Origin of the sequence: Microcoleus sp. Pol11C3, from assembly GCF_036701485.1 — a bacterium.
Lineage (GTDB): Bacteria > Cyanobacteriota > Cyanobacteriia > Cyanobacteriales > Microcoleaceae > Microcoleus.
The window spans coordinates 1-12,085 of the sequence record NZ_JAUBQW010000108.1 but is presented as its reverse complement, the minus strand read 5'-3'; the positions used below and the strand labels follow the sequence as shown (position 1 = coordinate 12,085).

Annotated in this window: 10 protein-coding genes; 2 read left to right on the top strand and 8 right to left on the bottom strand. The window is 45.3% G+C overall.

The genetic code is table 11. The features are described from left to right. Positions 1–2,458, top strand: a 2,458-nt coding sequence (locus tag QUA40_RS21265) for a CHAT domain-containing protein (protein WP_333129480.1), incomplete at its 5' end; no start/stop codon positions are given. A gap of 121 nt (positions 2,459–2,579) precedes the next feature. On the opposite strand, the gene xseB is transcribed toward QUA40_RS21265, so the two are convergent. Both xseB and xseA read right to left on the bottom strand, forming a co-directional pair. After that, positions 2,580–2,807, bottom strand: coding sequence for an exodeoxyribonuclease VII small subunit (xseB, locus tag QUA40_RS21260; RefSeq protein ID WP_015176394.1), 228 nt, complete (start codon positions 2,805–2,807; stop codon positions 2,580–2,582). A 5-nt stretch (positions 2,808–2,812) separates the two neighbouring features. Next, a complete protein-coding gene (gene xseA, locus QUA40_RS21255; RefSeq protein ID WP_333129477.1) occupies positions 2,813–3,973 on the bottom strand; it encodes an exodeoxyribonuclease VII large subunit in 1,161 nt (386 codons plus the stop codon). Between the two features lie 236 nt (positions 3,974–4,209). Between xseA and QUA40_RS21250 the strand changes: the two genes are divergently transcribed. Then, positions 4,210–4,944 (top strand): hypothetical protein, encoded by a 735-nt coding sequence (locus QUA40_RS21250; protein ID WP_333129475.1) that lies wholly within the window; start codon positions 4,210–4,212, stop codon positions 4,942–4,944. On the opposite strand, the gene gmk is transcribed toward QUA40_RS21250, so the two are convergent. From gmk to QUA40_RS21220, 6 genes are all read right to left on the bottom strand, one after another. Next, positions 4,941–5,510, bottom strand: a complete 570-nt coding sequence (gene gmk / locus QUA40_RS21245) for a guanylate kinase (RefSeq protein ID WP_333129473.1) — start codon at positions 5,508–5,510, stop codon at positions 4,941–4,943. The two genes, QUA40_RS21250 and gmk, sit on opposite strands and share 4 nt — an antisense overlap. 78 nt (positions 5,511–5,588) lie before the next feature. Beyond that, a complete protein-coding gene (gene remA, locus QUA40_RS21240) occupies positions 5,589–5,855 on the bottom strand; it encodes an extracellular matrix/biofilm regulator RemA (protein WP_190659785.1) in 267 nt (88 codons plus the stop codon). A gap of 838 nt (positions 5,856–6,693) precedes the next feature. Beyond that, positions 6,694–8,796, bottom strand: coding sequence for a M3 family metallopeptidase (locus QUA40_RS21235; protein WP_333129471.1), 2,103 nt, complete (start codon positions 8,794–8,796; stop codon positions 6,694–6,696). A 164-nt stretch (positions 8,797–8,960) separates the two neighbouring features. Beyond that, positions 8,961–9,797, bottom strand: a complete 837-nt coding sequence (locus tag QUA40_RS21230) for a hypothetical protein (RefSeq protein ID WP_333129468.1) — start codon at positions 9,795–9,797, stop codon at positions 8,961–8,963. Positions 9,798–10,517: 720 nt separating this feature from the next. Continuing rightward, complete coding sequence (locus tag QUA40_RS21225; protein ID WP_333129466.1) at positions 10,518–11,051, bottom strand: hypothetical protein; 534 nt, start codon at positions 11,049–11,051, stop codon at positions 10,518–10,520. Next, complete coding sequence (locus QUA40_RS21220; protein ID WP_333129464.1) at positions 11,032–11,508, bottom strand: type II toxin-antitoxin system antitoxin SocA domain-containing protein; 477 nt, start codon at positions 11,506–11,508, stop codon at positions 11,032–11,034. The genes QUA40_RS21225 and QUA40_RS21220 overlap by 20 nt, the downstream gene beginning before the upstream one ends. Positions 11,509–12,085: the final 577 nt, after the last annotated feature.

The following is a 12,085-nucleotide window of genomic DNA, read 5'->3' as shown; positions in this document are numbered from 1 at the left end:
AAATAATTTGGGTGCAGCCTACAGTGACAGAATTCTGGGAGAAAAGGCCCAGAATATAGAAGAGGCGATCGCTTGTTTCCAGTCGGCTTTAATCGTCTACACCCCCGAACAATTTCCCCAAGATTGGGCGATGACTCAAAATAATTTGGGGAATGCCTACAGTGAGAGAATTCTGGGAGAAAAGGCCCAGAATATAGAAGAGGCGATCGCTTGTTACCAGTCGGCTTTAATCGTCTATACCCCCGAACAATTTCCCCAAGATTGGGCGATGACTCAAAATAATTTGGGGAATGCCTACAGAGCCAGAATTCTGGGAGAAAAAGCCCAGAATATAGAAGAGGCGATCGCTTGTTTCCAGTCGGCTTTAATCGTCCGTACCCCTACCGCTTTTCCTTTAGAATGTCTGACAACTAGCAGAAGCCTCGGCAATACTGCTTTCACTGCTGGTTTCTGGGAAACTGCTATCGAAGGATACGAACAAGCGATGACAGCGGTGGAATACAGTAGAAGTTGGGCAACTTCGGACGATCGCCGCCAACAGATAGTAGCAGAATCGATCAATGTTTACGAAAACGCGATTCAAGCTTGCGTCAACAGCGGCAAACTAGAAAAAGCCATAGAATATTGTGACAGAACCCGTTCCCAGCATTTAGTCGATTTAATGCACAGCAATGACTTGTATGCTAACGGCGAAATTCCGGCCGAAGTTCAAACTTATTTGCGGGAGTTTGAGGCGAAGCAACAGGAAATTGACGCGGAAGTTGAACAACTCTGCAATCCATCGTCAGGGAATAAAGAATTAGCAAGTGTGGCAACTCAGTCGCGGAGTCGGGCGGATGTCGTTGCTTACACGGATAAGATAGCACAATTGGAATCCGAGAAACAGCAAATCTGGCAAAACATTCGCGGTTTAGATAAAGTTTTAGCGGGACAACTTCAAGTCGATGCGATGAAGTTTGCGGCGATGCAGCAACTGATAGAAAATCCCTATACAGCGATTCTGTGTTTTTATACTACTGATGATGACACTCATGTTTTTGTGATTTACAAGGATAAAGCCCCGCAGGTTCATACTTGTCAGGGAGAGGGTCGGGCAACTTTTCAGCAGTGGATTCGGGAGAGGTGGTTGTTGCCTTATTTGATGGATCGTAAAATTTGGCAACAGGGGATGGGTGAGTTTTTGTCTCAGTTGTCGCAGCGGTTGAAAGTTGATGATTTGATTGGTAAATATCTGGATAGGATTGAGGAATTGATTGTGATTCCCCATCTGTATTTGCATCAGATTCCGTTGGCGGCATTGCCGATGAACCCCCCCCAACCCCCCCTTAGCAACGGGGGGCTAAGAGAGCAACCAGATTCGCTGCTTGTTGATGAGTCGATGAACCCCCCCCAACCCCCCCTTAGCAACGGGGGGCTAAGAGAGCAACCAGATTCGCTGCTTGTTGAGGGGGAGCTAACAGAAGAACAATCTCCCCCCCTTAGCAAGGGAGAATCTCTTCCATCTCCCCCCCTTAGCAAGGGGGGGTCGGGGGGGGTTCTTAGCGATTATTTCCTAATCCGTTACGTGCCTAGTTGCAAAATATTAGAGTATTGCCATCATCGCCCAACCATCGAATCGCCGCAATACGGCATTGTGGAAAATGCCACGGATGACCTATATTTTACACGTTTCGAGTGCGAAGAAATCAACAAAATTGTTCCTGTCAAGGAACACTTAAAAGGACGCGAACAAGCAACAGTCACCAATTATCGCGATTTGGTCAAAACAGTTAATGTCCTGCACTCCAGCCACCACGCTATCTCGCGTTTAGACAATCCTTTAGAATCGAAATTGCTTTTAGGGGATGGGAGTATCACGTTAGGGGAATTAATGACACCAGGTTGGCGTTTACCGAACTTATCGGATGTGTTTCTATCCTGCTGCGAAACCAATTTAGGAGATACGAAAATTACCGATGATCTTCTCACTTTGGGAACGGTTTTTTTGTGTGCGGGTGCTCGGAGTGTGGTCAGCACTTTGTGGGCGGTGGATGATTTGGCTACGTCGTTGTTTTCGATTTTTTACTATCAGTTTCGGCAGCAAGCTGGTTGCAGTCGCCCGGATGCGTTGCGGCGCGCACAGGTGAGGTTACGGACGATTTCTGGTGCGGAGTTGCAGTGGCTTTATCAGCGACAACTAGATCCATTAATTCAGGTAATTATTGATGATTTAAAGCTGAAATTAGTTGAAGTACAGGCGGAGAATAAGGCGTTGAAGTTACAGCAAAAATCATACAAGAGGGAGAAAGATGAGTTTAAGGATTTTCAAAATATGTTCAAGAATAAAATGAAAGATGTGAATAATATTAAGGAGAAAATTCAAGGATATAAAAGTCTGCTGAAAAATCTCTATACGATGCCAAATCCTTTTGCTGATTTAATTTATTGGTCGGGGTTTATTTGTCAGGGTTTGCATTGAGCAATGGGCCTTTTATTGCTTGCCATTCTGTGGGGAGATGAGTTCTACTGCATTTATTTTGTAGCTTTGGGGCGCTGCTAAAAGCCCACCCCACAAGAGTTTTAATATCAATAATCGGCGCTTAAAAATCGGGTTCCGCGGCCAAAAGCTCGATCGACAAATCCATCTGTTCCTTCCCCCGCGCCAAAAAGCTTTCGCACTCCTGCAAACACTCCACAGCCACCGCAAACTGCTCAAAAACCTCCTCTAGAGGCAACTCTCCCGATTCCACCCGATCGATAATCGCTTCAATTCGATCGACCGTTTCCTCATAATTCCAGTCAGACTGGCGCAACTGCGAATCAATCATCACTTTTATTCCGCATCCAATACTTCTACAATCTTAACTTTCAGCACGCCCCGACTCAACCTCACAGTCAATTCCTCTCCCAATTCCAAACCGTCAGTTGTGCGGACGATCGTACCGTCACTTTGGATTACCGCCGCATAACCCCTTTGCAATACCGCCGCCGGATTCAGTGCGGCTAACTTTTCTTGCAATACCTCCAGTTTACCAGTTGCTTTCCGCAAAGTTCGGGATGTTGCAGGCAAACGTTTTAAACGGTTTTGTAACAGTTGCAAATGCTCTTCTTCTGTCTGAAATCTTGCCCGCACAGCAGTTGCTAAATTGACCATTCGCTGCTTGTGTTCCAAGTAAATATCTGCTAAAATTGGTACAGCTTGAGCCGCTGCCGCAGTTGGAGTGTGAGCTCGTTTATCTGCTACTAAATCGGCGAGAGATTCGTCTCTTTCGTGGCCGATGCCTGTAATAATTGGAATCGCACAATTGGCGATCGCCCTGACAACTCTCTCATCATTAAAACAAGCCAAATCTTCCGCAGAACCGCCGCCCCGCCCTAAAATGATCACATCCGCCCTACCGTCCAATTCTACACGGGCGATCGCCCTAGCAATGGCAGCAGCAGCCAATTCTCCCTGCACTCCTGTGGGCGACAGCAACACCCGCAAACCCGGATATCTTTGGGCTAGAGTCCGCTGAATGTCTCCCCAAGCAGCGCCAGTATCGGATGTCACCACGGCCACAATTTGCGGGTGTGCGGGAATCGGGCGCTTTCTGGCGGGATCGAAGAAACCCTCCGCATCCAAGCGCGATCGCAATTGCTGCAACCGCAAAGCCTGCAATCCTTCCCCAGCCGGCAGCGATTGCACAACAGTCAACTGGTACTCGCCGCGATTTTTGTAAACCCGGATGCTTCCCAAAACCAGCAACTGTTCGCCTTTTTCCGGGATTTGCACCAATTTTTGCCGCTGAGAATTCCACACCACGCAGCGAATGGCAGCGCTTTTGTCGGTGTCGCACAGAGTGAAAAAGCAACCGCTGGGGTGGTGCGAAACGTTCGACACCTCGCCTGTCAGCCAAACTGATTGCAGGTTGCGATCGCCCTCCAACAAGTCTTGCAGGTATGATGTTAGTCCGGCAACAGATAAAGCTGTATCGGGAAGAATTGAAGTCATCCAATTTTAGATTTTAGATTTTAGATTTTAGATTTAGGCTACTATCAATGCTTCGGACAGTGTGTGATTGCCAAGCGTAAAATAAGGGTTTCAGGGCGATTACAGAATCGACTTGCTAACGGAAAATCAGGGGTTTCCCACTAGGATCTCAAAATAGTCCGGACTATTGTAGTATATCTAAGGTAATTTATTTGTAGGCTGAGCGGGCGATCGTAATTTTAACTGCAAACAAACTAATGATATCAGATACAATGACTTCGATGAATGTGCTGCGGCAAGAGGCTGCGGCGATCGGCATTACTGAGGAAGAAGCCAGAAAATATGGCGACCTCCGACATAAAAGAACTTGGTCTTTGGCGATCGAACATCACCTCTCAATGCAAGATTTTGCCGATCAAATAGAAACATCCTTCACAACTTCCGAACCCGATTCCTCCAGCGCACTCAACCACTCTCAGACTGCGGAGTCGAAAGACTATGGTATTCAGCTAACTGCGAACCTAGGCGAATCTAGAGTAACCAGGGAGAACCAAACAGCCTCTCTTGCTTCGCCACAACAGCAACCAGTAGCAATCGGGCGATCGCACGGCAATTCCGACCACCGCAGCAACCAAAACCGAGGTTTTACACAAGTAGTTCAAAATCATATTAAAGCATTAACAATTGCCTCCGCCTCCCGGACAAATCTGCCCTATTCACAACTGGGTAATTGGGTTTGTCCTGAGTGTGGGTCGGAGGGCGAATTGGGTTGTTACCTTTGCGCCGGAGAAGGCAATGTCGGCGATATTGCAGCTATTGGGTGGACGCTAGCTTATATGGAAATGTTGGGCTGTTCTCCTCGCGAAATTGAACCGTTGAGAAAAATTTCGCCTTCCTTGAATATGCTGGAATTGAATTTAAAAGTTTGTGTTGCTATCAAACAAAGTAGCGAAGTTTTAGCCCGGACGGAGAAATGGGTAATTAATCATTAGTTACCTGAAACCTCAACCAAATTAAGTATTGATTCTAGCTTTTTCAAAGCAACTTCCAAATCGTCATTAACCACTTGGAAATCGAATTCCCCTGCAGCTTCAATTTCCTCTTTAGCCCGCACCAACCGACGGGCGATCGCAGTTTCGGAATCTTGACCCCGACTCCGCAGCCGTCGCTCCAATTCTTCCCAAGAAGGAGGTAAAATAAAAATTCGCAGCGCCTCTGGAAAATTATTCCTAATTTGCCTAGCCCCTTCCAACTCAATTTCGAGGATTACCCATTTTCCCTCACCAATTCCTTGCTTGAGACCAAAATAAGGAGTACCGTAAAAATTACCGGCAAACTCAGCCCATTCCGCCAACTCTCCAGCCTCAACCATTTGTTCAAAGCGGCTGCGGCTGACAAAATAGTAGTGCTGTCCCTCAATTTCTCCCTCACGGGGCTCACGAGTTGTCACGGATACCGAAAGATACAATTCGGGATGGCGATTGAGGAGCGATCGTACTAAGGTGCCTTTCCCCACACCGCTAGGCCCCGTCAGAACAATTAATTTACCAGATTTCATGTTTACAATAGAAACGTGTAACAATTTAAGTTTCCGCTTACTCTAAACTGTAAGCGCTCAAATTGCAACTAACAAACCTCAATCATCTCGACTTTGACCGTCTTTGCTGATCACAAAACGATTAGCCACCGTTTCCGGCTGAATCGCCGAGAGGATGACGTGACTCGAATCTGTAATAATTACCGCTCTCGTGCGGCGGCCGTAAGTTGCGTCAACCAGTTGTCCCCGCTCCCGCGCATCAGTAATAATCCGCTTAATTGGCGCTGATTCGGGACTTACAATGGCAATCACTCGATTAGCAGACACAATGTTACCAAAACCGATATTAATTAATTGAATATCCATGAAAATCTTAATCTGTAGGTGAACTATTAACTATCAATCCTTACTTTTTATTATATACAAATATTTTTTATTACACTCCTAAAATTAATCTCAACTAAGTTTTTTAGTTGAGATTAATTTTTTACCCTTTTGACACCGAGTCCCGCGTTCTTTATCAAAAATTCAAAAAAGACTCGCTGTTGCCGCTCTATCTTAAAGATTCGGTAAACTCCTCGATTTTTAGTTGCAAATAAAAGCATTAGCTGTATCGAGAAAACGGTTCGTAAATGTTGCGAAATATAAATTTAATTTCCAAGACAGGGAATTCAAGTATAATCAGTGCTCAATGACAGCAAATATTCGCAAGTGCTGGTTTTATCAGCCTTCAACCTAAACTAAAATCTGCGGGCGATCCTCTTCGAGGGCTTCGCTAACGCACTTTTTGCCCGATTTTTCACCAAAAGATTGGGGATGATGTGCCAAAGTACAGAGGTTTATTGCATGATTTTCTACAATAAAATGGGTTGGTATGGAAAATTTTAGCTCTATTAATACCACTAAAAAAGTGTGGTTCCAATTATCAATTTTATAACAATAAAACTTACGCAAAAAGTTATTTTACGCATGAATTATAGCGTCTTCCAGGTTTAGGAAGTGTAGGGAAACGGCATTGCCGTGTCCCTACGGGGAACCAACGATCTGTTGTGTGCTTCATAAACCTGGAATCTGCTGGATAGCGGTAAGAATTCATCCACACCGCACCCTACACATACAGGATATGTATAAATCTTATTCAACAAAAAACTGGGATTAATGCAGATAAATTAACCCGCATTAATCCCAGTTATTCCACAGTAGATTAGGCCGCAACTAAACCGCTGTGTCTCAACAAAGCTTTAGTGCTCGGTTCGCGTCCCCGGAAAGTTTTAAACACTTCCATCGGGTGCAAACTGCCGCCCAATCCTAACACGGTATCTCGGAAGCGCTTGCCTGTAGATGCGATCGCACTTTCATCTTCCAAACCCGCTTCCTCAAACGCCGCAAAAGCATCAGCGCTGAGCACTTCCGCCCATTTGTAACTGTAATACCCCGCCGCATAGCCACCCGCAAAAATGTGTCCGAAAGCGCACAAAAATGCGTCTTCTTCCAGAGGAGGCAAAACGGTGGTAGTTTTAGCGATGCGGTTGCGGACATCGGCCACAGTTTCGCTGCCGCCTGATCGATAGCGGTGGTGCAATTCGATGTCAACGCTGCTAAAATGTACTTGCCTGAGCATGACGCTGCCACTCATGTAGTGGCGCGCTGCTAGCAGTTTTTGGTAGTAGTGTTCCGGCAAAGTTTCCCCGGTTTCGTAATGCTTTGCCATCCCGAACAAAGTCGCGCGATCGTAACACCAATTTTCCATAAATTGACTGGGCAATTCCACCGCATCCCACTCAACATTATTGATGCCCGAAGCCCCCGGATAGTCTACCGTTGTCAGCATATGCTGCAAACCGTGACCGAATTCGTGAAACAAAGTTTCGACTTCCCCAAAAGTCATTAAACTCGGTTTGCCGTCAACAGGAGGACTTTGGTTGCACACCAAATAAGCCACCGGCAACCGCGTAGTTGTTTTTCCTGCTTCGACCAATTTAGCGCGCACCACGCAATCGTCCATCCAAGCACCGCCGCGCTTTTCCTCGGGGCGGCTGTAGGGGTCTAAATAGAAATTGGCGATCGCATTTCCTGCTTCATCATCTATTTGGAAATAGCGCACATCTTCGTGCCAGACTGGAGTTTGACCGTCGGCCGCAGTTACTGTCACGCCGAACAGCCGCTTTACTAATCCAAATAACCCCTCTAATACCTGTGGCAAAGCAAAATAAGGCCGCAATTCTTCGGCACTAAAAGCAAACTTTTCTTCCCGGCGGCGTTCCGACCAAAAACCTACATCCCAGTGCTTCAAATCTCCAGCTTCCGCCGCGCCTTTTTCGGCAGCAAAATCTTTCAATTCTTCTAAATCTTTGACAGCAGCATCATAACTAGCCTGGCGCAATTCTTCTAACAAAGCTTCCACTGCTGCAACGTCGGGAGCCATTTTGCTCGCCAAGCTCAATTCGGCATAACTGCTAAACCCGAGCAAAGCAGCTTTTTCCTGGCGCAAAGCTAAAATGCGATCGGTCAACGGCCAGTTATTCAATTCTCCGCTACTTGCTCTGCCGATAAAAGCTTTGTATAACTTTTCGCGCAAGTCGCGGCGGGTGCTGTGCTGCATGAAAGGGCCGTAACTCGGAAAGTCTAAAGTGATCCGCCAAGGGCCGTTTTCGGCATCTGCATTTTCTTCGCCGGCGCTGCGAGCGGCTTGAGCGGCTAAACTCAACAAACTCGGTGGCAAACCGTCAATTTCGTCTTTGTTTGTGAGGGTGATGCTGAATGCTTTGGTAGCGTCGAGGACGTGATTGGAAAATTGGGTAGTAATTTCGGCCAATTCTAATTGAATGGCATTAAAACGCTCTTTTTCCTCGCCTTCTAAACCGACGCCGGAGAGTTGGGCGTCTCGGAGAGCGGCTTCGACAATTCGTTTTTGAGCTGACTCTAAGCTGTCCCAATTTTCGCTAGCCCGCAGCGCTTTAAAAGCTTCATAAAGCGGTTTGCTTTGACTGAGCTTGCTCCAAAATTTTACTACTTCCGGCTGCACTGTTTCGTGAGCCGATCGCAGTTCCGGGCTATTTTTCACACCCATCAAATGTCCGACAATGCTCCAGCTCCAATTTAAACGCTCTCCGAGTCGCTGCAATGGTTCTACTAAGCCGCTCCAAGTCGGTTCGACAGAGGCTTCTAAGCCAGCTAGCGAGGCTTCTAGTTCGGTCAGCAGTTGGGTAATAGCGGGGACTACTTGCTCGGGTTCGATCGCGTCAAATGGAGGCAATCCTTGACCGATTAGTAACGGGTTATCAGCAATAGTTACGGTTGCAGTCATTGATTTTTCTTGTAACAGGTTGAAAACAGGTGAAATAGACAGATTAGCTTTTCATTTTGTAACACAGTTGTCGAAAAATTTGGACTTGATCGGGCGTGAGTCGCAGAATCTCTAAGTCGAAAAATCTTCCTTCTGACTGATGACTAATGATAGCTTACTAATGACTAATGACTACTCTCTTGTATGTGCTGCAACTCCTTGACAACCGAGATTAAGCGCTTGAGGTGAGGTTTGACAACTTCTTGCTGCTCGTGTTCCAAACGGTGGATTTGAGCTTGGACGATAGACAAATCCGCCGTTGATTGGTGCGCGGGAGCTTGCAGTTGGCTTTGCAAATTGGCCATGACTTTCTGGATTTCCAAAAATCGAGTATTTACTACTTCCCAGTCGTCTCGGCTGATAGAAGTTTCTGCCAAGCCTTGCGTCGCGCTTTGCAGTTGCTCTATAGCCTCTTCCACAGCTTGGAGATTCGCCGATTGGCCAACCGATAAATCTTGCAGTTGTTCGCTCACCTGCTGGCGGACATCGAGCACAGCAGACGCCACGATTTCTTGTAAAGAAGCTACCGACTCTCCTAAACTCAGCAACTGCCGCTGGATGTCTATCGACTCCTCAAAGCCCTCAGCCCTAGGCATTGCAGCCATTTGCTGACGCAGCGCTGCAATATCTGCAGACAACTGCTTGCGTAATTTAACAATTACCGTCACGGCCGTTTTTTCGACTTTATTTACAGACTTTTGGACTTGGGCCATTTCCGAATTTTGATGCACCCGCACTTGCTGCTCGAAGCGATACCGGTTAGCAACATTCAGCGACAAAGCCAAAGTTAGGGGAGCCACCCCGTAAAAAGCTTGGCCCGACACTGCCACCGCCAGGGAACCCACACCAGAGGCCGCCAGAGAGGCGTACTCTGCCAGCTCCAGCCAGTGCCTTTGAGGAAAACTTGGTCTCAAGTGGTTTGCTACAGAGGGTTTTGGCTTCCGCACGGCTCTTTGGGTCATAGTATTTGCTCGTTGTTGGTAAGGTTGCGAGACTGGGTGGAGCATCGATTTCTATCCTTTTTTCAGTTATATGTTTTAGATTATTTCTTGGCACTCTTCTATTTTTACCTTTGTGAGTAAGTTAAGGATGACTGCCATATTATTATGTATTTGGGAGCCTGTGACTATCGCACCCAATTCCGGCTGTTAAAAGGTTCGCCCCAACGCGCCCTCTATTTTACAGGAGTTAGCGCGCTCGGGTTCGGGCGATCAACTTCGGGCTGCCGAGGCTAAACGAAAAATGCCTAAGACTATTTTAGATTTTAGATTTTAGATTAAAAGTTAAAAAAATGCGACCTACTCAGGGCGATCGTCGTTTGGATCTTGTCGGGAGTTGCCTTTTTGTGCGCGCATTGGTATAATCTACTCTTTCTCAATTGCCCCTCTCCAATTTACTGCAATAATTGACCAATGAACTCAGAAAAACCCGGAATTGGCGATCGGCTAAAGTCTATTTTCAGTATCACAATCTTTATCATTCTTGTACTAGGAGTAGGCTTTTTAAGCGTTAATTTTATTGCAGCTCTCTCTGCAAAATTTTCTTAAAATTAGTCCTGGAGGCATCGGGTTCCAGAAACCGTTTTTTTTACGATAATAGTTCGTCGCAGTCGGCAGATTAAGTGAAAAACCCGGTTTCTTTAGTCGGAGTGAGTCCCAGACTGTTTGAGATTCCCAACTTCTTCAAGAATTCTCGAATCTTAAGCACGAGATCATTTGTTTGGATTGCATTCTTCTTTTTCTTCCTTCTTCCTTCTTCCTTCGGCTATAATTTAAACTATAAAGATTGTGTTCTGGGTCGAGCCAGACACTATAAAAAACATTTTCACTAAAAAAGCCATGCACCCTACCATACTCATTAGCAGATATTTGAAACTGGTAGGGAATATTGATTAGGATATCTTCATTGGGAATTCCGAAGCCATTAGGCTCAGTTGTATTTTTCCAAACTATACCATGACAGCGCAGACTTTTACTCTGATTATTAATAACTTCTTGAGCGTTCAATTTTGACAAATCGCGCAGCCTTCTCAAGAGAGATGCTAGATACTTAGCATCTCTACCGCCAATTGAAAACCGATCTTTATCCTCCTGATAATACCGGAAATAAAAGCTAATTCCTTCCGGAATTTGGATTTTGAAAACCTCTCTCCTTGGTGAAGATGGTTGACTGCGAATCTCTGTATCTTGTCTTTTTTTATGCTTTTTCGATGACACGGGTTTTGTAAAAATTTCTCATTGATTCCTTCGTAATAATAGCATGAGAAGGTTCATCTCTTGGCAACTCACCTCTAGCATTAATCCAAGGGTCTTCGCGACGCACCATCAATTTTAACTCATAGGCATCCCGAAAAAAATAATCATCGGATAACTCGTCTAAAAACTCTTGTACTTCTTCTGGAAATTGGGGCTTTTTAACTTCTTTGAGAATTGGTTTAAAATCAAATTGTTCTTTGTATTCATAAAATAAAGCCGGGATAGTCTGCCCGTGCATCCAAGCTTCAAAATCTTCATCAAACAGCGGTGTATCTTCAAAGGCTAGATACCATGCTTGGGCGTAGTACAATAGTTTTTGTAGCTTGTGGTTGCTGAGGTAGGAACCTACATCATTCGCAAACCAGATGTAATAATCAACAAGTTGGCAGGCTGTTGTGATTGTAGTTTTTGTGGCCATACAGCACTTCCGGGTGTTATTAGGTACAATAAGAATAGATAAAAAAAATACACCAATGAAAGCATATTCAGTAGATTTACGAACAAAAATAGTAGCAGCCCATCAAGATCAAAAGCTGTCGATTAGAAAAACAGCAGCGATATTTTCCGTCAGTAAAAGCTTAGTTCAAAAACTGGTCAAGCCATAAAAAATAGAGGGGAATTTACAGCCGAAACCTAGGGGAAACCGAGATACAGTCATTTGAATAATTCCACAGCTTCTTTGAGAGAAATAGTGGCAGCACATCCCGATGCCACCTTGCTAGAATTGTGTGAGTTATAAGCCTGTGAATACGGGTAATTGGGTGGGTAGAACAGCCATGTTTAACGCCTTACAAAAGTGGGAATTAAATCGTAAAAAAAAACAGTGAGAAGTAGCCAAGTCGGCACTGAAAGAGTCATGAAATTAAGGTTAGAGTATTGGGAAAAAATCAAAGATATCGACCCAAAAAATCTAGTTTTTTGGCTCTTCAGAACTTATGGTGATAACTTTATCTAATAAAAGATAGACTCGTGCATAAGACTAGAAGCTGAAACTC

What these genes read in the sequence shown, in the direction of transcription:
- xseA (WP_333129477.1), bottom strand. Translation starts at nt 3,973, where the DNA reads ATGACTTCAATTCTTCCCGATACAGCTTTATCTGTTGCCGGACTAACA.
- xseB (WP_015176394.1), bottom strand. Translation starts at nt 2,807, where the DNA reads ATGATTGATTCGCAGTTGCGCCAGTCTGACTGGAATTATGAGGAAACG.
- remA (WP_190659785.1), bottom strand. Translation starts at nt 5,855, where the DNA reads ATGGATATTCAATTAATTAATATCGGTTTTGGTAACATTGTGTCTGCT.
- QUA40_RS21220 (WP_333129464.1), bottom strand. Translation starts at nt 11,508, where the DNA reads ATGGCCACAAAAACTACAATCACAACAGCCTGCCAACTTGTTGATTAT.
- QUA40_RS21250 (WP_333129475.1), top strand. Translation starts at nt 4,210, where the DNA reads ATGATATCAGATACAATGACTTCGATGAATGTGCTGCGGCAAGAGGCT.
- gmk (WP_333129473.1), bottom strand. Translation starts at nt 5,510, where the DNA reads ATGAAATCTGGTAAATTAATTGTTCTGACGGGGCCTAGCGGTGTGGGG.
- QUA40_RS21230 (WP_333129468.1), bottom strand. Translation starts at nt 9,797, where the DNA reads ATGACCCAAAGAGCCGTGCGGAAGCCAAAACCCTCTGTAGCAAACCAC.
- QUA40_RS21235 (WP_333129471.1), bottom strand. Translation starts at nt 8,796, where the DNA reads ATGACTGCAACCGTAACTATTGCTGATAACCCGTTACTAATCGGTCAA.